The organism is Paenibacillus sp. 1_12 (genome assembly GCF_900114475.1).
Taxonomy (GTDB): Bacteria; Bacillota; Bacilli; order Paenibacillales; family NBRC-103111; genus Paenibacillus_S.
Genome location: NZ_FOTE01000013.1, coordinates 113946 through 137245, shown reverse-complemented (window position 1 = coordinate 137245; position 23300 = coordinate 113946). Strand labels below are relative to the sequence as shown.

The window sequence follows — 23300 nt, the reverse complement described above, 5'->3', positions numbered from 1 at the left end:
TTCCATGCTTCCGTTTTCATCGGCACTATGATCAATTTGGGTTGTGTTTACTTGTTCTGTTTCGCATATTCGGCCGTAAATTCCTCGATAACCTTGTCTCCGCCTTGTTTCTTCCACTGACTGATTGCATTGTTCCATGCATCCAAATTAAATTCTCCGAGAATGTATTTGATTTGCGCATCGGTAATGATTTTCTTCAGATCTGTACCTCTCTCAGTAAACGTATTGGAAATCAGCGGCAAGGTAGGATCGTGCTGGACAATTTTGTCGTTCAACGCGTACAAATCCAGCAGCTTTTTGGCTAGTGGAGTAGCCGTGCCATACGACGAGCCGTCCCACGTTTTCAATTGCTTGATCGGGTTGACCTCGTCTCCAAACAGCTTGGCATCGACAAATACGGGATTTCCGTTTTCCATCTTATAATGTCTGCCTTCGATTCCCCAATCCAGCAAAAAGTTCATTTTATCATCGGAGATTTTGTCAAAGTAAGCCAATATCTTCTTCAGCTCAGCCTCTGTTTTTACGACTGATTTAGGGAACATAAACATGCCGAAGAATCCCGAGCTCGCCGCAGCACGTTCCCCTTTAGGTCCCTTAAGGGTATTGGCGATATCAATCTTGGCGTTGGTGTCAATCTTAGCCAGACTATTAAACGAGCCGTCCAAAGCATGGCACATGCAGCTCATAGATGATCCGGCAACACCTTTGTTAATGAGATCCTTATAGTTTTGGGTAACGGGGAAATCGACGTTCATCAATTTTTCATTGTACAACTTTTTCAAAAAGTTCAAGGCATCCAAGTATTCATTGGTCATAAAATCGGGAGTGATTTTACCGTCCTTATATTCCCAACCGTTAGGTGCTCCGTACCATGTGAAAAAATCTTTGGTATCAAGACTGGCTTTATCCAATACGAGTCCAACGGTATCGTTTTTCCCATTTTTGTCAGGGTCCATAGTTGTAAATGCCTTTAGTACCTCATAATACTCATCGATCGTTTTGGGCTCCTTCAGCCCCAAATTATCGAGCCAATCCTTGCGATATACAACTCCATAACGACCTAACACGCGACCGCGATATATTCCGTACAATTTCCCGTCAACCGAAGCGTTTTTAGTGACAGCCGGAAGCTTTTTGCTGAGATTGGGATAGTCCTTCAAATAGGGCCCAACCTCCCAGAACATGCCCGAACGGGCCGAAGAGACCAGGGAAGGAGACTTGTGATCGGTTACCATTAAAACCTGGGGCAGCGCATTAGAAGACAGTGTGACATTCACTTTATCGATGTACGCCGTACTTGGCACCCATGTGATGTTCAACTTCGTTCCCGTGTACTTCTCCATCTCCACCAGCGCGACGTTATCCGGCTTAGGGGGCTCCGGTGTACTATACTGGGTCATGATCGATAATTCCTTCAGCGGTGTGTCAGCGACTGGGGCTGCCCCCCCATCCTTCGGTTGTACCGTTGCCGTTTGTCCTGCACTACATCCAACCAATACCGTAATCAAAAGCGAAATTGTTGTTGCGCGATACATCGTACGAATTTTCAACTTGTCCTTCCCCATTGCAGTTTCCTCCCTTATCTTCTTGTAAATTATGATCAACATTCCTGATGGAAGTCATCATCCCTTGACAGAGCCCAATAGCAGTCCTTTGGTGAAGTGCTTTTGCAAAAACGGATAAACCAATAAGATCGGAATCGTCGAGACGACAATAACCGCCATACTGACCGTCTGCGCGGGCGGTACAATAAATTGATCGTTGAATTGCGCGGAATCGCCTATCCCGCCCTGAGACATAATGACAATCTGCCGTAAAAGAACCTGAATTGGCCATTTGTTGGAATCATTAATGTACAAAATCGCATTGAAAAACGCATTCCAGTGACCTACCGCATAAAAAAGCGCAAAGGTCGCCAAAGCCGGCATGGACAGAGGCAGCACGATCCGGAATAAAATGCCGAAATCGTTACATCCATCTATTTTCGCAGCCTCTTCCAGCCCTTCAGGAAGCTGCTGAAAAAAGTTTTTCAGGATAATCAGATTAAAGGCGCTGATAGCTGTAGGAATGATCAAGGAATTGTAGCTGTCCAACAAGCCGAAAGACTTGACGACCAGAAACGTAGGTATGATCCCGCCATTGAACAGCAGTGTAAATATAATCAGCAGCATGAACGGCCGTCGTCCGAGTAAATCCTTACGTGCGAGTCCATAAGCGGTAATGGAAGTAAGGAACAAATTGACCAGCGTGCCCACCACCGTAATGTAGATGGTGACGAGCATACTGCGGATCAAAGAGTCCGTCGAGAAAATATACCGATACGCATCAAATGAAAAGCGGGAAGGAAAGAAAACGACTCCCTTTTTCAACAGCTCTTCCGCTGGTGCGAACGAACCGCTAATGATCAATACAAAAGGAATAATAGTAAGCATTCCCACTATGAAAAGGGTTACCGCGTTGATGGTGTCAAACACACGGTTGCCCAAAGAACGGTTTATCATTCGCAGCCCCTCCTTAATAAACGCCTTCCTCGCCGAATTTTTTGGCCAGATAGTTGGTTCCGATGACTAGCACCATCCCGATGACCGATTTGAACAATCCGACTGCGGTTGTATAGCTGAATTTCCCCTGTTGAATGCCATTCGTATACACATACGTATCGAACACCTCGCCAATGTCGCGGTTCATGGGGTTCAGCATTAAGTAAATCTGTTCAAAGCCCGTGTCGAGAAATTGGCCGAGCCGCAGGATCAACAAGATCACAATGGTGCTCCGAATGGCCGGAAGTGTAATGTGCCACAGTTGGCGAGCTCTTCCTGCTCCATCGATGCGGGCCGCCTCATAAAGCTGTTGGTCGACCCCGGCGAGTGCCGCCAGGAAAAGGATCGTCCCCCAGCCGACTTCCTTCCAAATGATTTCCGAAACGACAAGCGGCCGGAACCAGTCTTTGTTTAACAGGAAGTTGATTTTGGTAAAACCAAACGATTCCAGCAGTTCGTTCACAATTCCACCATCCGTTGTCAGAAAAATAAAGGCGATTCCGACGACGACGACCCACGATACGAAGTGAGGCACATAAATCATCGATTGAATAAATCTCTTATACAGATTGCTTCGCAGTTCGTTCAGCATGAGCGCTATAATAACCGGCAGCGGAAAGAAAAATACGAGATTGTAAAACGCGAGCACGAATGTATTGCGGAACAGCATCCAAAAATCAGGCAACATAAAAAAGTATTCAAAATGCTTGAAGCCGACCCACTGGCTGTTCCATACACCGAGAAACGGCTGAAAATCTTTGAAAGCGATCACAAGACCAAACATCGGCAAATACTTAAACGCCAAAAAGTAGAAAATTCCAGGAGCGATCATTAAATAAATGAGGCGGTTCTTATACAGACTGCGCATGAGTGGTGAAGAATGAAGCAATGGAAAACCTCCTTCCCTAAATTAGGGTAATCTTGATGATTTTGATTATATGCCTAGCAGGAAATTCACGTCGATGTTCATTAGGGAGCCAGATCATAAATACGTTCCCGTTTTCGATTTTACGGCAGATAGACACATATAGGTTCTTCGCGGAACCTGGACATAAGCATTTCGGAACCTTCAAGAGCAGCGGCATCTATGTTCATTCAAGTGAGATGAAAAAAGGCACCCCTGTACAACGGTGTGCCTTGACCTTGTAAACTATCATTTTATTTATAAAGGTCTTGAAAATCGATTTTAAATAGCATTCTCCCGGAATTGTCCGGGAGTGGTTCCTTCCGTTTTGCGGAAATTGCGAATGAAATTTTGCGAGCTGCTGTACCCGATCTTTTCAGCGATTTCAGAAATTTTCATATCGGAGTCTAACAGCAGTTGTTTGGCTATATTCATCCGATACTGGATCAAATAATCGCTGAAATTGATCCCCAGCTCGCCCCGAAACACCCGTTTGAGGTAATTGGGATGATAATTCAACGCTTTGGCACACGATTCAAGCGTTAAATCCGTATGGAAACGCTCATGAATCAGATCCAGCATATGGTCGGACAATCTACGGTATTGGGAATTGCGCTGCTGCTCAAGGATACCCACGATTCTGCTAATAATGGAATCCTGCAGCCAGGCCCTCAGCTCATTTACCGTTTTTAACTCAAACAGCTCCTGAAACAAAGAGTGGTTTCCTTCATGTATGGTGCTGAGCGAAATACCGTACGGCTGGACGATCTTATCCAAGTCCACCAATAATCGGACAAATGCCATCTGATGAACGCGAAAATTCATCTGTACACTGAACACGGATTCCAGAAACGCTTCAATCAGTTCTTCTGCCCTTGCAATATCAGTCAGTTTGATAGCATCGATTAATTCGGCTTCAATCTGTTCCGGGTATCGAAGTGTTTGACTAACACCGGATTGAACGTCTTCATGGAGCAGAATAGAAGCTTCGCTCAATCGCATCCGGTAACGTAACGCTTCTATGCTTTCCTGATAGGCATTTGGCGTATCGGAGATATGCGGGTAGCAATTGCTTATGCCAATGCTGATCTCAAGCCCCAGCACGTTGTGGACAGTAGATTGAATCCGATCAGCCATCTCGAACAGTTCAGCTTTCACTTCCTGAACGTTCTCAGATTCAGTCCCTAATATGGTGACTTGAAAATGATCAAACTGGATCGGGCTCAAACGACGGTGCGCTGGAATGAGTTCAGAAACGATATTACTGATAGCGAAGAGAAGGAGATCCCAATTCCGCTCTTCATATCGGGTATCCTTAAGCGAATCGATCTGGATAGATATCACGTTTAAGCGCTTCCAATTTTCAGAATAACCGTATAAGCTCAGTTTTTCGTTAACCTCGCTCGGCTTGACTTTTCCTTGGAACAGCTTGAAAATAAACAGTTCGCGCAGAAATTGAACCTGCGTCTGTATTTGGTTTTCCAGTCTTGCTTGGGTATCCTTCATTTTCTCGAACCGGCCGCCAATAAATTGAAACTCGTCCGATTTGTGTTCATCGTTAGTGCTGCTGCTCGGAAGTCCTTTAACCGTATCTACCAATTGCTTAATGGGAAGGTACATTCTGCGCGCTATGATAAAGGAAGTCGCAAGTATAATCAATCCAACCCCGAGCGAGACCAGCAGCGTAATCCATCCGATGACCCTCGATTCTTTGGTTATTTCACTAATCGGAATGACATAAATGTAGGACCAGCCATTGTACGCCGATTTGAGGAACGTAACGCCGGAGGCCTCTCCTTCGAACTCGCTTTCGAAATATCCTTCCTGCTCCGCTTTGGGACGCAGCAGCTTTTCGCCGTAACCCCATAGGCTTTTGCCTACATCACTATCATTGGTGCTCCCAATGACACGATAGTCCTCGTCCAAGATCATCGTTTTTCCTAAGCTTGCGCTGTTCGACAAAATCTTGTTCAGCTCTGCACTTGTAATTTTGGCAATGAATAGTCCGACAGGCTTCTGATTTTGGACTTGAAGCGGCAGTTTTTTGATGAAATTGATGCCTATTGTGGTGCTCATGCCTGGTGGAATGGATTCAGTCGGTAATTCTCTGGCCCAGTATGCATTTTGACGGCTTTGCATATAGGCATCGATGCTTTCCTTATTCGGCAAGGTGGACAAGGAAGTCAACATTCGGTTATTTCCAATCCAATCCTGCGGGTAGTTCACTAAAGTCACATCTTGAATGCCATTCTCATAGGATTGCAAATGGTGCAATTGATAAAACAGCTCATCAAAATACTGGAAATCGAATTGCGTCAGCATCCGATCCTTCATGGTCTGAATCAAGGAAGAGGATTGCAGCTGTGTTACAGCATTCTCCACCGTTTTGAGCAGCTGCTCGACCCGCATCTCTGTCTGGAACAACATACTCATATTGCCCTTGATCACTTGTTCCCTTGAAATTGCCGTCGATTTCACGTAAGAGAACAACCCAAGGAACAGGATAGGCAAGGTACCCAGCAGCAGAATGAACCCCACCATACGTATAAAATATTTAGATAGTCCCATATTCAATTCATTCAGCGCCTCCTTCCTATGAAAGATATTAAATTAATATCAGTATAGCACAAGCCAAAACTTAGTAAATTACTAATACCGAATGTCATCCATAGTAGCGAAATTACAATCTCTTCCCCTACCGGCAGAACGAATTCAAAAGCTGCATGATCTATACCGTAATGGACAATGGTCTTGGTTCGACATCGGGAGGCTTCTATGATATGGTAGGGATAACTGATAGGCATTCCACTCTTCCAAGTGGGGTGCCTTCGTGTATATGTATAGGATTTTTACATTAAATGTCTTGTGCCGTATTTGTTAGGACATGGAGGTGGTGATGCTATGTTTCTCTCTATATCCCCTTTCGGGGAAGATTCAGCGATTAAGGACCGAGCGCAAAGATCTTTTAATGAAGAGGAGAGAGTTGAGCATGACGACATTATTTCAAGCAGAGCAACGCATACATTTGAATCCATCCGGACTTCGAAATCTACGCAAATCAGGCCGTCTGCCTGGCGTTGTATTCGGTAGAAATTTGGAAAATAAGATGATTCATATTTCAACAATAGAATTTCATAGGTGGTTGAAGCAAGGTGCATCTGGTTTTATCGAGATACAGCTCGAGGGAAAAGGTTCTTTGTCCGTACTGTTAGAGGATCTCCAAAGAGATCCTCTAACGCGAGATTTACTGCATGTTGATTTTCAGCAAGTGCAGACTAACGAGATCGTACGTACAAAAATTGCGGTTAAGTTCAAAGGCAAACCCATCGGTATGAAGCAGGGCGGGGTTGTGCAAATCCAATGTGAGTTTATTGAGGTAGAGGCATTGCCAAGACATTTGCCGTCTGCAATAGAATTTGACATCAGTGATATGAATATCGGAGAATCCGTGCATGTGAAGGATTTGGAGTTACCGTCAGAAGTTACGGTTATTTCCGGAGGAAATGAGTTTCTCGTATCTGTTGTGAAGCCTTAACTCCTCCAGTTCGTTCAACCAAATTTAATAAGATTCAACTATAAAAAAACACGTCGTTCCTGCAGCTCGTCTGCAGATACGACGTGTTTTTTGATTGTAGGCACACTTAGCGCTTTTTCTTGGCTCAGCAACATGAATAGTCAAACAGGCATCTTTTACACAATTGGATTGTGCGAAAGACGCCTGTTTTTTTGTATACAAAGGTGACTCATACAGCACACAAAAAAAGTCAACACCAGGAAACCGGACCTCAAAATCCTTGTTATTACCAGGGTTTTGCTTTACAAAAATGGATGATTGATGGAAATCAAGAAGTGATATAGATTGAATGGAGCGTTCCAACCTCAGCAGCCGACAATAAGGACAAAAGACATGAATGGAGGTATACATTATGGCTTCGACATTGGAACCGGCAACCCATTCCGCAGGTGGAACGAAAAAAAACGCAGGTATAAGTCGAATGAAACAGGGTTGGTCAGGTATCGTCCGTGACAAATTTTTATATTTGTTAGCCCTTCCTGGATTACTTTATTTCCTTATATTCCGTTATGTACCGATGTGGGGAATTATTATTTCATTTCAAAATTATTCTCCCTATCAAGGTGTCTTAGCAAGTCCTTGGGTTGGTATGGAGCATTTTCAACGTTTTTTTTCTAATCCTGATTTTTTCATGCTGTTCCGCAATACGCTCGCTATTAATATCTTGTCTCTAGTGCTCTTCTTTCCGCTGCCGATCTTTCTTTCCGTCATGCTCAATGAGGTCAGACAGGCAACTTATAAGAAGATCATTCAATCTATTGTATATTTGCCGCACTTTTTATCATGGGTTATCATCGTCGGGATTACGTTTCTCTTATTCTCAACCGGTGACGGTGTAATCAACCAAGTACTAGTCGCTTTTGGCTTTAACAAAATTGATTTTTTAACGAATAAAAGCTATTTCTGGGGCATGCTGACGGCTCAGTCGATTTGGAAGGATGCTGGTTGGGGAACTATTATTTTCCTTGCTGCCATGGCAGGCATTGATCCTCAATTGAATGAAGCGGCCAAGATGGATGGCGCCGGGCGCTTCCGCCAAATATGGCATATTACACTGCCAGGTATTCGCTCCGTTATTATTATTTTATTGATTTTACGGATTGGCCATATTATGGATGTCGGCTTCGAGCAAGTATTTCTGATGATGAACGGTGCTGTATCCGAGGTGGCTGATGTGTTCGATACCTATGTTTATCGGCTGGGTGTCAAGCAAGGTCAATTCAGCTACAGCACCGCGGTAGGCGTATTCAAATCCATCATTGGCTTGCTGTTGGTTATCGGGGCCAACAAGCTAGCTAAAAAATTCGGTGAAGACGGCGTTTATTAAGGAGGGGAACACATGATGCAAACTGCAAGTGACCGTATGATTAATACTGTAAATGTCACCCTGCTCGGGATCGTTGGCGTTATTACTTTTTTTCCGCTGTACTATGTGTTCGTTGTCTCATTCACTGATCCTTCTTCCTATCTTTCAACTCAATTCACGCTGTTTCCTACGAAATGGAGCTTGGATTCATACAAATACTTGATGTCGACCAACGCCTTCCTGAATGCGATTGGCAACAGCGTTTTCCTCGCGGTCGTCGGTACGGCGCTCAGCTTATTCGTCACTTCCTGCTTGTCTTATGCGATCTCGCGAAAGCGGCTCCAAGGCCGTAAATTGATGATGCTGTTAATTCTGCTCACCACCTTGTTCAACCCTGGTCTCATCCCTCCGTACTTGCTGGTCCGAGATTTGCATCTCATCAACAGTACGTGGGCGCTTATTTTACCTGTACTGACCAGTGGGTGGTACGTCCTGTTGATGAAGGGCTTCTTCGACAGCATTCCAGCCAGTCTAGAGGAGTCAGCCAGAATCGACGGCTGCAATGATGTCAGCGTATGGTACCGGATCATTTTACCGTTATCGTTGCCTTCACTGGCTGCATTTGGGTTGTTTTACGCGGTAGCTTACTGGAACACTTTTTTTACGGCACTCTTATATATTAATGATTTTGAAAAGCAACCGCTTCAAGTGCTGCTGCAGAACATGTTGATTGACGCTTCCACAGCGGCAGGAGGATCGGCTGCTGCAGAGATGATTTCGGAGCAGCGCATCCCGCCGGAAACGCTAAAAATGGCCGCTGTGGTGATTGCAACGGTACCGATTCTGCTGGTGTATCCTTTCTTGCAGAAGCATTTTGCCAAGGGAGCGATGGTAGGCTCCGTCAAAGAATAAACAAGATCAAACAGGAGGTCAAAAAAAATGAAAATGAACAAAAAAACAACAACGGTATTCGCATCCGCACTTCTCGCTTCTTCTATTCTTTCGGCATGCAGCAGCCCGGATAAACCCGGACAGGCGGCAACCGGTACGGATGGTGCAGCAGCAGGCAAACCGATCGATGTCAGCATTATGACAATGTATTATACGCCGGAGCCTCCTGGACCGGATAACGTTGTCATGAAAGAAATTGAGAAAAGGACCAATACGAAGCTGAAAATTACTTGGGTTTCACCAAACAACTATGCGGATAAAATCAACGTGACCTTGGCCTCGGGAGATATCCCGGATTTGATTCTACTCGATAATCCATTTGGTGCGCAGGTGCGCAGTATGGTGGCGCAAGGTGCTTTCTGGGATCTAACTCCGCTTCTTAAGGATTACCCGAATCTGATGCAATACCCAAAAGAATCCTATGAGAATACCAAACAAGCTGATGGCAAAACTTATGGTATTCCGCGTCCACGCCCAACCGACGGCGGTGGCTTCCCATACTTGCGTAAAGATTGGCTGGATAACTTGAAGCTTGAAGTGCCTAAAACAACGGATGAGCTGTACAATGTGATGAAGGCGTTCGTAGAGAAAGATCCCGATGGTAATGGTAAAGCGGACACAATCGGCTATATCGGTTTTGTTGACCAGAACGGTATGTCTTATCTGAACCAGCTGCAGAACAGCTTTACAAAAACAAACGGAGACTGGAAGCTTATCGATGGCAAGCTGGTCAATGTGAATGTACTGCCTGAAGTGAAGGATAGCCTGGTATGGTTTAGCCGTGCGTTTAAGGAGAAGCTGATCCCAGAGGACGTCGCGGTAATGAAAAATACGCAGGCTAAAGATTTATTGAAGGCTAATCGTGGCGGAGCTTTCCAGGATTCGGTTGAGGCGGCTTGGGAACCGACAGAAGAGCTTCGCAAGACCAATCCGAAAGCTGATTTCTTACCATTGGTTTCGTTAAACGGCTACTCGAACAAAGACAGCGGATTCTTCGGCATGTTCTCGATACCAAAATCAGTGCCTGAAGCAAAAGTGAAGCAGCTGTTGAAATTGATGGATTACGGTGCTTCGGAAGAAGGAAGCACCCTTGCCAATTACGGCCTGAAGGATGTGCATTACACCGAGAAAGACGGAATTCTAACTGCAACCGAGCAAGCTAAAAAGGATATTGTTGCTCAGCAAGCGCTTGGTCAAATCTTCCTGAAATATGATAAGTACCTGCGCGCATACAGAACGGGCATGCCGAATGATGTGTTGGAGCGCAACAAAAAAATTATCGACGAGAAAGCTAAGATCAGTATGGGAGATCCTTCCGTCGGTTTGTATTCCGAAACGAGCATCAAAGTGGGTTCTGAACTGAATAAGAAAATTCAGGATATGAAAACAAAGGTGATCATGGGTAAAGAACCGATTTCTTCCTGGGATGATTATGTCACTAAACTAAAAAACGATCCCGATTTGGTTAAAATCACTGCTGAAATGAACGATGCTTATCAAAAGCGTTTGAGCGCAAAAAAATAAACCCTATCCCCTCCCGATTCCAAAAACTTTGGAACCGGGGGATTTTTTACGTTGTGATATGTTTTCGATAAAGGGTTAGGTATAATAGATTAATTTAATGAGAAGAGAGGGACAGCTATGTGGTTTCGATGGAAGCAGTTATGGTACTGGTGGACCCAGCGATCCGGCAAAAATAACTTTTACCGAAAAAGCTTGATACTGGTGCTATGTATTACTAGCTTGCCTACAGCTATCATCGGTATCACTTCTTATATTGCAGGCCGTGCGCATATTGAAAGGGAGATCTCCCAGAATCACGAAGCATTGCTCAAGAAAAGCCTTGAACGTATGAACGATAATCTGGCCCAGCTGGAGTTGGCGGCCACGCAATGGTCTCTGGATAGCAGGCTGGACGAAAGATTGAGAAGTGCCGACCTGATTTACGAATATAACTTGACGCATAATTTGTATCGGTTTTTGGGTGTCATGAAGGGAGCCTATCCGTTAATCAATCAGGTCCATTTATATTTAAATCAGCAACAGCCGATTATCGTTTCCGACATCGAAGGTATCGTGCCGATTCCTGATGATCAGCAACAGGAAGTGTTTCAACCTTTATTGGATAAGGGAAATGGGCTCCAATGGAGTGATTCCCTGAATAAGGTGAATATCAGAGGGGGAGAGCCTTATGTTGCACTTGTTCAAAAGGTGCCCAGTATCGGGCATCCATATGGCGCTCTAATTTTTTATTTGGATAAATCCAAGCTGGTCCAAATGGTCGAAGGCATGATGACGGACGATAAAGGAATTTCCTTTCTTATCGGGAAGGACGGACATATTATCGTTTCCGGGACCGTTTCCACAGAAGGATACCAAGCGTTGGAAACGGCCTTGAAGGATAACGTTATGAACAGAAACGAAGAGTCTGGTTCCTATTTGTTCGATTGGAAGGGACAATCCTACTCAGTTTCTTACGGTGAGTTTTCCCGCCTCGGTGTGCCATGGAGGTATGTAACGGCTACCTCATTATCGGAAATGACAGCTCCGGTTGTGCTCATGTCGAGAATTATGCTGGGCATCGGTGTATTCGGACTACTAATTGCCGTCTTCCTGTCCTGGGTGGCGTCTAGACGGTTATACCGGCCTATTAAAAACTTGGTCAATGTTATGAAGGATCAAAGAACAACCCTCAACAGCCATGGAGACGGACTCGAATTTATAGAGAGTCAGTGGAACCATATGCGGCAGGAGAGCCGGGCTCTTGAATCGAAGCTGGAGCAGGCGTATCCGTCACTGAGAGCCGCCTTTTTAATGCAGCTCGTACAAGGTCATTTTTATTCGCTAAGCGAAACAGAGCTGTGCAACCGGATCGAAAGCAACGGATGGAAAACCGAATCACAGCGTTTCGTCCTCCTGCTGGTGCAGATTGCCGGATTTTCCAAGGGTTCCGGAAGGTTTCATGAAACTGAGGAGCAGTTGGTCACTTTCGCTGCAGCCAATATTGCACAAGAAATTGTGAGTGCCCGCTGCGATCAGGCCGAAGTCATTAACTTTCAGGACTTAACCGTAGGTATCCTCCTGTCTTATCCGATGGACAGCAGCAAACGGCAGGTGAAGGAGGAGCTGTACATACTGTCCGATGTTTTGGTGCGTACCATCAGCTCATTACTCAAAATGCAAACAGCGATCTGTATCGGGCGATTGACCTCCCGGATTAAAGACATTCCCCAACTTTTGCTGTTTCTACGCAACGCAATCCGTTACCGTGACTTGAACGAAGATCACCAGGTGATTGATTTGGATGAAATGCTGCCTAGCTCCAATGAAGATGTACAGTATCCTTTCGCTATCGAGAAGGAACTGATCTATGCGATCCGTATGGGGCATAGAGAACAATCCATAAATCTTATCGAGACTTTTGTCAAAGAGCTTGTCCGGCAAACGGGCAAAGAAAGAATGCTGCAGGAGGGAGTCATGCAGGTGCTGGGCAGTATTATGCATACGATGCTGGAAACCGGCTTCCTCCCGCATAGCCTATTCGGCGGTGAAAATTTGTACGAGCAGCTGAACCAAATGCGGGAGCCGGAACGGATGATTCGGTTTTTCCGGCAAAAGGTTATCCTGCCTTACATCGAAAAGCTTAGTCAGCACCAATACATTAACATGAAACAGCTCGTCGAGCAGGTGATGAATCTTATGAAACAACGCTTTACCAGTGATACTTCCCTGGAAGAGTATGCGGACATGTTCAACACGACTCCATTTACGCTAAGTAAAGCGTTCAAGCAGATTAACGGGATGAATTTTATCGACTATTTAACCTCACTTCGCATAGAAAAAGCGAAGGAGTTGCTCAGAGGCACAGACATGAAGGTCAACGAAATTGCTGAGCATATCGGCTACCAACCCTCTTACTTTATTCGTTTATTTAAAAAATACGAGAATATGACACCGGGTCAATTCAGAGAGAAATCCTTGCAGTAGGCCTTTGATAGACTGGGCAAAACGCGAGTATCTGAGTTACCTTTCTAAATAAATAGATGACGGTATTGACTGTTTTGGAAAAAGTGGAGGCACATACTGTGCCGATCTTAAGCCACCTCCTCAAACAACCTCAGTATCACTCCGCAACGAATTGTTGATTGGCCCCGCCAAACATGTCATCTCAAATCATGTCCAGTGAGCAAAGCGATAGGCCCGGATTAGCATGTATTTAGGCTAATCCGGGCCTCTTCTCTTCTATCCATCACCCGACCTACTCCACACCCTTACGTTCTTCCCACACTTACGCTTCAGTCAATCTATGATTTTGGTTTTTTTGGCATTTTCCATCGATTTCTTGATGATTCCACTAAGCGGTCGCTTCAGGACCAAAGCCACGAATAGACTCAAGCCTATGATGCTGATTAAACAACCAATATCCTTGAGCGCCGTTGCCCATAAAATCCCGCCAACTCCTTCTCTCAGCAAACTAATTGCATAAGTGAATGGCATGAACGGATTCAGCGCCTGGAAAAAAGGGGTCGTCATGCTGATGGGAAACGTGCCTCCCGAGCTGGAAAATTGAAACACCATAAAGATAATCGCGATGCCTTTCCCTACATTGCCAAAAACGGACAGAAGCGTAAAGGTAATCGTCACGAATACGGCGCTGACCAGCATAGCAAATAAAACGAACCAAATTTTATCCGCCACATAGGCGTGCAGAATGAAGAAATCCCCGAGTGTAACGCACAGCGCCTGGCACAGACCAATGGTCACGAATGTCGCCAATCGGCCCACGTATAGCTGATAGGGCTTATAACGCCCTTCCGGATTACCGGCTTCCGACTTCAATAATGAAATCAACAAAGTAGCGCCCACCCATAAGGACAATACACAATAAAACGGCGACATCGCTGAGCCATAATTCGGTATCGGGTATTTTCGATTCTCTTTGATCTGTACGGGACTAGCCAGGAATTCACTCTCCTTCTTAATATCCCCACGCAGCAGCTTGGCCAAATCAGCGAAGTGATTGTTAGCTTCGACTTCTCTAAGCTTGCCTGCGGCTTGACTAATGGCACGCTCAAGCTGAGGTAGATCGTCACGAACCAATCCCGCGACTTTATGTACGCCGGACTCCACCTCGGGAAGCTTATCACGCACGAAATCGGCCAGCTTGACGAGCTCCTCCTCCGTCTGAGGCAGGTCGTTATTAATGAATAATGCAGCTTTGTCCAGCTTCTTCCCAATCTCCGGGAGCTTATCTTGAACAAAAGGTGCAGCGATTTGAATCGCCTTCTCGAAGGCATCTGCTTTACTCTGCAGCGTTTGTGCCATTTCATGAACCTTCGCGCGGATCTGGGGCATCTGCTCCTGAATCTTATTCAGCTCCGCTTGTCCGAATTCTAGTCCCTTCTTCGTATCCTCAAGAATCGCTTGAATATCTGGAAGCTTTCCTTTAGCCGTCTGCAGAATATCAGAGGATGTATTGTTAACGGTTTTCAGTATTTCGATTCCCTTGGTCAGGTTGGGGACGATCTCGCTATCATATCTGGCAAGAATGATGCCGAGCGCGGCGCTCGTATTTTGGGACAGCTCGTTCAAGCGTTTAACTGTATCCTTAAGAGGCGTTTTCCCATTCTCCAGATCGGTTGCAATCGCACTCAATATTTCGATTTGCCGATTCATCTGATTCTGAATCGTTTGCAGTCGTTCGATTTGACTATTCAAAGGTTGGCCCGGGATGTAGCTGTTGATTCGGCCAAGCAGCGATGAGGTATGTCCTAGCAATTTCACGACTGTGGAAAGTTTGTCTTTCACGGCTGTTACCTCTGCTGCAGTAGGTAGTAAAGCCGGATTCGTATTCAACAGTCTCTCCGTGAGCAGCGCTGCTGCATCTGCTGCTTGCTGTGCCAACGTTAAATTTTGCTTCACTAAAGGCGCAATCAGCTTGAACGCATCCTCATTTGCAGTTAGGAACTTATTTAATTGATCGGCGAATGCGGTGCCTTGATCAGCTATTTCAGCCATACGCGGTAACGCATTCTGGGCAGCCGTCACGATCTCGATGGCCTTCGCCGCTTTGTCTGAAGCGAGAGCAATCGTATCCGCTACTTTGTCAAAATTCGCATCCAGCTCCTGAATTCGGGCGACGGCTTGCTGAATTTCAGGCAGCTTATTCTGAATGACGAGAATTTCCGAAAGGGCCTCATTGATTTTTGGCCAATTTTGTTGGATTTTCAATACATATTGAGCAGCTTGATTGATCTCGGGAATTTTTTGCTCCACTTCTATAATGATTTGCGCCTTGTCATGAATCTCGGGCAGCTTTTGTTCCAGCTCCAGCACCTTTTGTCCTGCGGCTTGAATATCGGGCAGCTTGCTCTCCAGTTCAAAGATGCCATTCTCGATCTTACGAATCGTTGGCAGCTGCTCTTCAATCTGAATGCCGATCTCTGTCAGCTTCGTAAGCAAAGCAACGCTCACCGCTTCTGTGAAATTCTCGTTAATTTGCTTGGTGAGTGCAGAGACACCTGATGAGGTAACCTTGGGCGCGACTGCGTTTACTTTTTCGTTAACGCTATATATCACTTCAGGCCTGTCCAGATTGCCGTTCACAATCCCTGTGATTTTGGAGGAAAAGTCCGACGGTATCAAGATGCTGGCATAATAGATGCCGCGGTCTAAGCCTTTCTCGGCTTCTTCCTTGGTGACGAAGGTCCACCCCAGCTTCTTGTTATTCTTTAGGCTTTCCAGCAGCTCCTGACCGATATTGATGTTTTTGTCGGCAACAGTCGCACCCAGATCCTCGCTCGTAACCGCCACTTTAACTCCTTCCGTATTGGCGTAAGGGTCCCAAACAGATTTAATATTTACCCAGTCATATAAGCATGGAAGCAAAATAATTGCTATGATTAGTAAAATTCCTGTGGGCACCTTGAAGATATTCAACCAATCTGTTTTATAAATTTGCCATATGGAACGCATGTAGTTACCACCAGTACTGTTGGAATGAAGAAAACGTGACGAATAGCATTCAATACCTAAATGACATCTTATCATGAAAGGAAATGAATGAGGAGAACCTCATGGTATAGATTGGCTTTATTTGCCGTAAATTACCCGCACTAACTTGAAATAAAACAAATTACCGTTATAGAGTACGGATCTATCCTGATTTCCCGAAAACCCTGGCATCCGAATAATTGCTGAAATCGACCGATCCAACCGGTAAACCCGCACATAACAAAAAGAAGCTGTCTCCCCAGTAGCTATAACTACTGTTGAGACAGCCCCTTTGGACAAAATGAGCTATTAAGAGCGAGCCATAAGCTCCGCGAGCAGTGCCGTGCGAAACGGAATTTCGTCGATGCGTACATATTCATCCGGAGAGTGCGCATGATCTCCTCTGGACCCCAACCCGTCCAGTGTAGGCGTTCCGATCGAAGCCGTGAAATTCCCGTCACTGACCCCGCCCGTATGCTTCTCTTCCAATGGATAGGAATACGTTAGCTGAGCTATATCCTTCGCCAGCCTGAATAAGGAATGGCTCGCTTCTGTTGGCTCCATAGGCGGACGTTTCATACCTCCGGTCAGTTCCACCTGAGCTCCTGGCAGAGCAGCGGAGAACCCTTCCAAGCTCTTCTCCAGCCTTACAGCTTCCTCTGATGAAGCGACTCGAACGTCGATCTCAGCCTCTGCAAAATCAGCCACCACATTACGTCCGATGCCGCCATGAACCACACCTACGTTAACCGTGGTTCCACGACTAAAGTCAGTCAGCGCATGCAGCCGTTGAATCTGAATGGCCATTTCTTCAATGGCCGATACTCCGCTTTGCGGGTCCACACCTGCATGAGCAGAAATGCCACGTACCACTAACTGGTATCGCCCACTGCCTTTTCTGGCTGTCTTCAGCGCGCCACTCGGCTCCATGGGCGGCTCCAGAATGAAGGCAGCTTCCGCCTCTCTAGCCTGTTCCTCGATCCATTCCCGTGAGGACGGACTTCCCAATTCTTCATCGCTGTTCATCAGCAGCACTATTTTTTTATCAGCGGGAAATTGTCCTGCATCCTGAAGCGCTTTGATCGCAAAAATGGCTTGCAGCAGTCCCGCCTTCATATCATAAACGCCTGGACCGTAAGCGCGTCCGTTCTCCACATGGAAAGGACGGCGAGCTGCTTCACCCAAAGGCCAAACGGTATCATAATGTCCCACAAGCAAAATCTTTCTGTCGCCCGTACCGACCTCGCACAGCAAACGATCACCATAAACCGTGTTAGGGACTCGGACCACATTGCCTCCAACCAGCCTAAGCACTAGCTGAGTAAACCAGTCGGCCATTTTATCGTTCTGAGCCTTGCTCGATGAGGGTGAATCGATATTCACACACTCTTCGAGCAGTCTCATAAATTCAGTCATATACGTTTCTATTCTATTGATGAGTAGCATAACAAGGAAGCAGCTCCATTAATGCGAGTGTGTATTGGAACCGAACATACGATCCAATCCATACACTCGCTCCAAAATTAAAATAAACACAAGACTAAGCAAAATCACAACGGACGAAATAGAGGCTACGAGCGGATCTAGCGTCTCTTGCATGTAACTGAATATAGCCATCGGCAGCGTTGTTGTCGAAGGAGAAATCAGGAACAGCGAAACCGTAACATTATCAAAGGAAGTCAAAAAAGCAAAGATCATGCCACTCATGATGGCAGGCTTCAAAATAGGAAGCGTAATATCCCAAAACACATTGCGGGGCTTCGCACCCAGGATGTACGCAGCTCGCTCCAGCGTATAATCAAATGAACTTAACCCTGTCAGCACGAGCCTGACTACATAAGGTATCGAAATCAATATATGCGCCAGCAGTAGGCCAACAAAGGTTCCTGCTAATCCGATTCTCGTAAAAAATACGAGCGCTGCGATCCCAATAATTAATGCCGGCACTGTCAGCGGAGATAGCAGCAAACCGTTAATCCATCCTTTACCCGGGAATTTGTACTTATGCAGTGCCAAAGCCGCAAGAGTTCCAATCAAGGTGGACAATATGGCAGACAATGCCGCCAGTTGCAAGCTGAACAGAAAAGCATCGATAAATTCAGGACGATCCAAAATTTTCGTGTACCACATAAACGAAAAACCTACCGGCGGGAACGATAAATATTTAACAGAGGTCCATGACGTCGGGATGATCACGAGTAAAGGTGACACGACAAAGAGCACAACAATAAAAGTGAAAATAGTCAGCACAGGATTTTTCTTCATCATGAGGCAAACACCTCTTTATATCGTTTCGTCTCCACGATTTTGGTGAATATCGCAACCAAGGCAAACGTCGAGGTCAGCAGCAGGAAAGAAATGGCGGCGCCCATTGGCCAATTTAATTGAGCCATTATTTTTTCATATGCGATAACAGGCAGCACCTTCACTGATGTTCCCCCCATCAGAGCAGGCGTGACGAAAGCACTCATGGACAAGCTGAATACGAGTGTCGTTCCGGCAATAATACCCGGCAAGCTGAGCGGCAGCGTGATGGTAAAAAAGCTTTCAGCCCGTCTCGCCCCCAAAATACCAGCTGCTTTATAGAGAGAAGCGTCGATTTGATATAAACTCGTGGCAATGGCCAGCACCATATAAACAATATTGGCATCAGCAAGCCCGATCACAACGCCAAGCTCGTTATACATTAATTTCAACGGCTCGTGGATGATGCCGATCTTCATCAGGATGGTATTAATCCATCCCTTATCACCCAGAATGATCACCCATCCGAAGTTCCGAATGACGACGCTGATCAAATGCGGGGAAATAATCGCAAACGTGACGATCCCACGCCACTTCGGACTCGCTTGAGCCATGAACAAAGCCACTGGATAACCGAGGGCCAAACAAACGATGACCGTCAATAAGCTGATCTTGATCGTTCGCCACAAAATTTGCAGGTAATAAGGATCCTTCACAAAGACAAGGTAATTTTCAAATGAAAACTGCTCGTGCTGATCCTGAAAGCTCTGCATCAATATATACAACATCGGGATAAGGAATACTCCGAGTATGATAGCAAGACTTGGTACCAGAAGCACAAGCGCAGGGCTCAGAAAGGACTTCTTTGACATAGCTCACTCCCCCTTTCTGGGGAACACAAACATGTCCTCCGGCTTCCATTCCAAATAAACCGTTTCTCCCTGCTTAATGACGCCGCCCTCTTGTTCCGTCTGCAGTCGAACAGTTATCGTCTGTTTGCCAATAGCGACTTCGCATTCCGTATAGGCTCCCAGGAAGGAAGTCAGCTTGACTTGGCCTTGCACGCTGTTCATTTGCGTAGAAGCTGACTGCTCCTGAGCAAGCTGTATTCGCTCGGGCCGGACATACATGGAGACTTGGTCCCCTGTCCGTAGATCGATCCCCTTCGGCGTAGCATTCATTACGATACCATCCTCTGTCCGCATCTTTAGTTGCGAAGGCTGCGTTTCCTCCAATATGCCGGACATCCGATTCGACTTTCCGATAAACGTATGCACAAACTCGGAGGCTGGACGATTATAGATTTCCCAAGGATTACCCACCTGTTCCATCTTCCCGTTAGCCAATACAACAATCCGGTTCGATAAATATAAAGCCTCTTCCTGATCATGGGTAACAAAAATCGTCGTCACGCCAATCTCCTGCTGCAGCCGTTTGAGCTCATCACGCAGCTCTTCTCTCAGCTTTGCATCCAGATTGCTTAAGGGCTCGTCCAGTAATAACAAGGACGGTTCCGTGACTAATGCCCTTGCAATCGCAATCCTCTGCCGCTGGCCGCCCGAAAGCTGCTTCGGATAACGATCCGCCACATTAGGAAGCTTGACGACCTCCAGAATCTTTTTTACCCGTTCCTGCATTTCGCTTTTTGGTGTTTTCCGCAGCTTCAGACCATAGGCCACATTCTCAAAAATCGTCATGTGCGGAAACAGCGAGTACGTTTGAAAAACCATTCCCAGCTCCCGTTGATTGGACGGCAGCCCATTCATCCGTTTGCCTTTAATGAATAAATCTCCTTGATCAGGCTCAAGAAAACCGGCAATCATGTTCAAGGTCGTCGTTTTTCCACAACCCGATGGGCCGAGAAAGGAGACGCACTCTCCCTGCTCGATCTGCAAATTGAAATTTTCCACTACCACGTTTGAGCCGAAAGATTTTCGAATGTTTTTCAATTCAACATCAATGTTTTTGCTCATGAGGTCCACCTATTTCCCGACTTTGGGCGCGATTTCTTTGTTAAATCGGTCAATCCAGCCTGATGTGCCGTTCCCTACGGTTTCCAGGTCAAACTTCACGATCTTACTGCGGTCAAAAGAAAGCTTTTTCGCAATATCCTCTGGAAGCTTTACGTCGACAGCTGGGTTATAATAAAGCTTTGCGCCGTACATTTGCTGTACTTCTTCCGACAGCAGGAATTCGATGAATGCTTTGCCTGCGTTTTCGTTTTTGGCTCCTTTGATCATCGTAGCTACGTTAGGTACCAGGTTTGCACCTTCTTTGGGAATAACGAATTCCAGACTCACTCCGGCATCCTTTTGCACCAGGCTTCTTGCCATGGTCCAGGACGTATAGGCGGCTGATTTGTTTTGTACATTTTGCTGAAGCTGAGCAGAGGTTTTCGCGAATGTCGGCATATAGCCGGCGATGGTCTCTAATTGTTTGAAGCCGGGGTCCATATTTTTCTCAGATCCGCCGTTAGCGTAGGCAAGCATAATTAATGCGGAACGTCCAAAATTACTCGAAATTTCCGCAAGAGTCAAATTGCCTTTCATTTCAGGCTTGGCCAGATCGTTCCATGATTCCGGAATAGGCAAACCTTTGGACTTCACGAGCTCGGCATTATAGGAAATACCCATTGGCGTGAAATTGACAGCGATACCACTGTTCTCAGCAACTTTTAAATCAGGAAGCACTTTCTTCATGCTTGGAATATCTTTGTCCGAAAGGGGTGCCCACAGTCCTTCTTTACGTCCGGCTTCCTGCTCTCCTCCTTCAACAATAGCTATATCAATTTGTGGAGACGCCTTCTGAGCCTTTACCTTTGCTACAATTTCAGTGGAAACGCCAGATACATAACTCAATTTAACGTCCGGATATTTTTCATTAAATTTTTTGAAAATTTCATCTTTCATCAAGGTTTCTACGGTTGCCCCGTTACCGGCCACTACCAGCTGTTTCTCCAATGTCTTAGGCGCTTCAGTCACAGGTGCGCTTGAAGCATCAGTCTTCGTTGGAGCTGCCGGCGTACCACATGCAGATAAAATAACACCACAAAGCGTTAATACGGATAAAATAGACCCTGCTTTTTTATACATAAAATCATTTCCTCCTTGTAAACGTTCTCATATAGAGAACATCGTTTTCTATTTGTGAATATGTTATGATTTTAACATGTTGTCACACGCTTCTGCAACAATAAATTATCATTTCTCAGTTTTAATGTCAGATAAGTTTACATCAAGGACAATTTTGTAAATTTGTGCTACACTATCTTTGATTATTCAAGCTAGATTCATAACGAAGGAGTTTCCTATGGAGCATTTATCATCTGTCAAAAATAGCTGCAGATTGTTGAAGTTTTTCCTTCAGTCCCCCTCCAAGGAGCTTGGGGTCAGTGATTTAAGCCGGAAGCTTTCCTTATCCAAAGGTGCCGTCCATAAGATGCTAGCTACGCTGGAAAGTGAAGGGTTTATTCGACAAAATCCCGCCACTAAGCAATATTGTCTGGGGTATACGCTGCTGGAGCTGGGTAATCAGGTTCTCAAGGACCATAACTTAGCGGAGTTTGTTAAACCTTATTTGCAAAATTTAGCGGCCATGTCTAATGAATTAATTACGCTCTGCGTGAAAGATGACCGGGACGCCATCTATGTAGAAAAAATCGATTCCCAGTATCCCATTCGATTTAACGTGGATATGTATCGCCGTTTTCCTTTATATGCCACTTCAGCAGCTAGAGTAATATTTGCCCATTGTGACTCCGCTTTAATCGATGAATTGCTAAGCGAGGAAATCCGTACATTCACACCTTATTCGTTTAAAGAACCGGAAGCCATCAAGATGCGACTCCAGGAAATCAAACTGCAGGGCTATGAAATGAGCTCCAATATGCGAAATGTAGGAGTAACCGGGGTAGCCGCTCCTCTGTTCGATGCCAATGGAGAAGTAACGGCCTCGATCAGCATCATCGGACCTACTGATCGAATGCTGCCTCTCAAGGAGAAATTAATTGAACAAATTGTTGGGGTGACGCAGGAGATTTCGTCCAAATTGGGCTACCACGCATAACGATATTTCATTTAATACATGTTTCTATCCTTTACTCCCTGTTCGGTTCCGTTTCATTACAAAAAGGCCTAGAGCTATGAGCTCTAGGCCTTTAAACAATGTTTAACCTGTAGACAACGCAGCATTTATACAAGATTACTTGCTAACTCCTTTTTCAAACGGTCCTTCTGTCGTAGATGGTGACGGTAGTGCATCTCAACCAGCATAAACCATTCCTTCGCATTTAGCCCACCGAATCGGGGATGGGGAACGGTTTGCTGCAAGGATTCCTTTTCAAGCAATGGTTCAATCTCTTTCATTCGACTCAACACCTTGTTCAGTCCTTGAATGAGCTGCTCTTGGCTTTCGGGCTGCCCAGGTGTGTATTGCGGTGAAGGAGGAACCTGAATACGCATAGACGGCAAGCTCCCTTGTTCAAATACGGCATTCCCTGCTTCTGTTTTTCCCTCTGGTGAACTAACGGCTTCCTCACCTGGCGTCATACAATCATCCACATTACGCAGCTGCATATACAGAGCAGAGTTAATCAGATGCAGATACATTTGTCCAAGCGACCATTCACTTTCACTCGATTGATGCCTTAATTGTTCCATCGTAAAATCATTTAATTCTTGGATATAATGTGCCGTAATTTCTTCAAAATGCTGTAAGGCTTCGGTTGTATGCATGGCTTTAAGCAGCTCCTTTGTATTCATCTGCTCTTACTATACAAAAACGCTACTG

General features: G+C 45.5%; 17 protein-coding genes. 6 read left to right on the top strand and 11 right to left on the bottom strand.

All coding sequences use genetic code 11. The features are described from left to right. Positions 1 to 47 precede the first annotated feature (47 nt). The 4 genes from BM210_RS24435 to BM210_RS24420 all read right to left on the bottom strand — a co-directional run bounded on the left by BM210_RS24435 (position 48) and on the right by BM210_RS24420 (position 6012). Complete coding sequence (locus BM210_RS24435) at positions 48 to 1565, bottom strand: extracellular solute-binding protein (protein WP_177237975.1); 1518 nt, start codon at positions 1563 to 1565, stop codon at positions 48 to 50. 57 nt (positions 1566 to 1622) lie between these two features. Then, on the bottom strand, positions 1623 to 2501 hold the full coding sequence (locus BM210_RS24430; protein ID WP_091174554.1) for a carbohydrate ABC transporter permease: 879 nt from the start codon (positions 2499 to 2501) through the stop codon (positions 1623 to 1625). Positions 2502 to 2514: 13 nt separating this feature from the next. Next, positions 2515 to 3408: an ABC transporter permease gene (locus BM210_RS24425; RefSeq protein ID WP_091174619.1), complete on the bottom strand. Its 894-nt coding sequence runs from the start codon at positions 3406 to 3408 to the stop codon at positions 2515 to 2517. Between the two features lie 318 nt (positions 3409 to 3726). Next, positions 3727 to 6012, bottom strand: coding sequence for a helix-turn-helix domain-containing protein (locus BM210_RS24420; protein ID WP_177237974.1), 2286 nt, complete (start codon positions 6010 to 6012; stop codon positions 3727 to 3729). Between the two features lie 421 nt (positions 6013 to 6433). On the opposite strand from BM210_RS24420, the gene BM210_RS24415 reads away from it, so the two are divergent. From BM210_RS24415 to BM210_RS24395, 5 genes are all read left to right on the top strand, one after another. Further along, entirely contained in the window at positions 6434 to 6979 is a 546-nt protein-coding gene (locus BM210_RS24415) for a 50S ribosomal protein L25 (protein WP_091174551.1), read from the top strand. A gap of 460 nt (positions 6980 to 7439) precedes the next feature. Continuing rightward, positions 7440 to 8345, top strand: coding sequence for an ABC transporter permease (locus tag BM210_RS24410; protein ID WP_256223993.1), 906 nt, complete (start codon positions 7440 to 7442; stop codon positions 8343 to 8345). A gap of 12 nt (positions 8346 to 8357) precedes the next feature. Then, positions 8358 to 9236, top strand: a complete 879-nt coding sequence (locus tag BM210_RS24405) for a carbohydrate ABC transporter permease (protein WP_091174548.1) — start codon at positions 8358 to 8360, stop codon at positions 9234 to 9236. 27 nt (positions 9237 to 9263) lie between these two features. Continuing rightward, a complete protein-coding gene (locus BM210_RS24400) occupies positions 9264 to 10799 on the top strand; it encodes an extracellular solute-binding protein (RefSeq protein WP_256223991.1) in 1536 nt (511 codons plus the stop codon). A 117-nt stretch (positions 10800 to 10916) separates the two neighbouring features. Then, positions 10917 to 13262 (top strand): AraC family transcriptional regulator, encoded by a 2346-nt coding sequence (locus tag BM210_RS24395; RefSeq protein WP_091174546.1) that lies wholly within the window; start codon positions 10917 to 10919, stop codon positions 13260 to 13262. Between the two features lie 312 nt (positions 13263 to 13574). Here BM210_RS24395 and BM210_RS24390 read toward each other — a convergent pair whose 3' ends face one another. From BM210_RS24390 to BM210_RS24365, 6 genes are all read right to left on the bottom strand, one after another. Beyond that, the gene (locus BM210_RS24390) at positions 13575 to 16250 is read right to left on the bottom strand and encodes a YhgE/Pip domain-containing protein (RefSeq protein WP_091174544.1); all 2676 of its coding nucleotides are present in this window, start codon (positions 16248 to 16250) and stop codon (positions 13575 to 13577) included. A gap of 327 nt (positions 16251 to 16577) precedes the next feature. Further along, complete coding sequence (locus BM210_RS24385; protein WP_091174542.1) at positions 16578 to 17714, bottom strand: M20 family metallopeptidase; 1137 nt, start codon at positions 17712 to 17714, stop codon at positions 16578 to 16580. Between the two features lie 18 nt (positions 17715 to 17732). After that, entirely contained in the window at positions 17733 to 18533 is an 801-nt protein-coding gene (locus BM210_RS24380) for an ABC transporter permease (RefSeq protein ID WP_091174616.1), read from the bottom strand. Further along, positions 18533 to 19384, bottom strand: coding sequence for an ABC transporter permease (locus BM210_RS24375; protein ID WP_091174541.1), 852 nt, complete (start codon positions 19382 to 19384; stop codon positions 18533 to 18535). Before BM210_RS24375 ends, BM210_RS24380 begins: the two co-directional genes overlap by 1 nt. 3 nt (positions 19385 to 19387) lie before the next feature. Then, positions 19388 to 20485: an ABC transporter ATP-binding protein gene (locus tag BM210_RS24370; protein ID WP_091174539.1), complete on the bottom strand. Its 1098-nt coding sequence runs from the start codon at positions 20483 to 20485 to the stop codon at positions 19388 to 19390. Positions 20486 to 20494: 9 nt separating this feature from the next. After that, positions 20495 to 21604, bottom strand: a complete 1110-nt coding sequence (locus BM210_RS24365; RefSeq protein WP_091174538.1) for an ABC transporter substrate-binding protein — start codon at positions 21602 to 21604, stop codon at positions 20495 to 20497. 217 nt (positions 21605 to 21821) lie between these two features. Here BM210_RS24365 and BM210_RS24360 point away from each other — a divergent pair, with 217 nt between their 5' ends. After that, positions 21822 to 22577: an IclR family transcriptional regulator gene (locus BM210_RS24360; RefSeq protein WP_091174536.1), complete on the top strand. Its 756-nt coding sequence runs from the start codon at positions 21822 to 21824 to the stop codon at positions 22575 to 22577. Between the two features lie 125 nt (positions 22578 to 22702). On the opposite strand, the gene BM210_RS24355 is transcribed toward BM210_RS24360, so the two are convergent. Continuing rightward, the gene (locus BM210_RS24355) at positions 22703 to 23245 is read right to left on the bottom strand and encodes a DinB family protein (protein WP_091174535.1); all 543 of its coding nucleotides are present in this window, start codon (positions 23243 to 23245) and stop codon (positions 22703 to 22705) included. Positions 23246 to 23300 lie beyond the last annotated feature (55 nt).

Coding starts and splice junctions, on each gene's coding strand:
- BM210_RS24435 (WP_177237975.1), bottom strand. CDS start 1,565: ATGGGGAAGGACAAGTTGAAAATTCGTACGATGTATCGCGCAACAACA.
- BM210_RS24430 (WP_091174554.1), bottom strand. CDS start 2,501: ATGATAAACCGTTCTTTGGGCAACCGTGTGTTTGACACCATCAACGCG.
- BM210_RS24425 (WP_091174619.1), bottom strand. CDS start 3,408: ATGCGCAGTCTGTATAAGAACCGCCTCATTTATTTAATGATCGCTCCT.
- BM210_RS24420 (WP_177237974.1), bottom strand. CDS start 6,012: ATGGGACTATCTAAATATTTTATACGTATGGTGGGGTTCATTCTGCTG.
- BM210_RS24415 (WP_091174551.1), top strand. CDS start 6,434: ATGACGACATTATTTCAAGCAGAGCAACGCATACATTTGAATCCATCC.
- BM210_RS24410 (WP_256223993.1), top strand. CDS start 7,440: ATGAAACAGGGTTGGTCAGGTATCGTCCGTGACAAATTTTTATATTTG.
- BM210_RS24405 (WP_091174548.1), top strand. CDS start 8,358: ATGATGCAAACTGCAAGTGACCGTATGATTAATACTGTAAATGTCACC.
- BM210_RS24400 (WP_256223991.1), top strand. CDS start 9,264: ATGAAAATGAACAAAAAAACAACAACGGTATTCGCATCCGCACTTCTC.
- BM210_RS24395 (WP_091174546.1), top strand. CDS start 10,917: ATGTGGTTTCGATGGAAGCAGTTATGGTACTGGTGGACCCAGCGATCC.
- BM210_RS24390 (WP_091174544.1), bottom strand. CDS start 16,250: ATGCGTTCCATATGGCAAATTTATAAAACAGATTGGTTGAATATCTTC.
- BM210_RS24385 (WP_091174542.1), bottom strand. CDS start 17,714: ATGCTACTCATCAATAGAATAGAAACGTATATGACTGAATTTATGAGA.
- BM210_RS24380 (WP_091174616.1), bottom strand. CDS start 18,533: ATGAAGAAAAATCCTGTGCTGACTATTTTCACTTTTATTGTTGTGCTC.
- BM210_RS24375 (WP_091174541.1), bottom strand. CDS start 19,384: ATGTCAAAGAAGTCCTTTCTGAGCCCTGCGCTTGTGCTTCTGGTACCA.
- BM210_RS24370 (WP_091174539.1), bottom strand. CDS start 20,485: ATGAGCAAAAACATTGATGTTGAATTGAAAAACATTCGAAAATCTTTC.
- BM210_RS24365 (WP_091174538.1), bottom strand. CDS start 21,604: ATGTATAAAAAAGCAGGGTCTATTTTATCCGTATTAACGCTTTGTGGT.
- BM210_RS24360 (WP_091174536.1), top strand. CDS start 21,822: ATGGAGCATTTATCATCTGTCAAAAATAGCTGCAGATTGTTGAAGTTT.
- BM210_RS24355 (WP_091174535.1), bottom strand. CDS start 23,245: ATGCATACAACCGAAGCCTTACAGCATTTTGAAGAAATTACGGCACAT.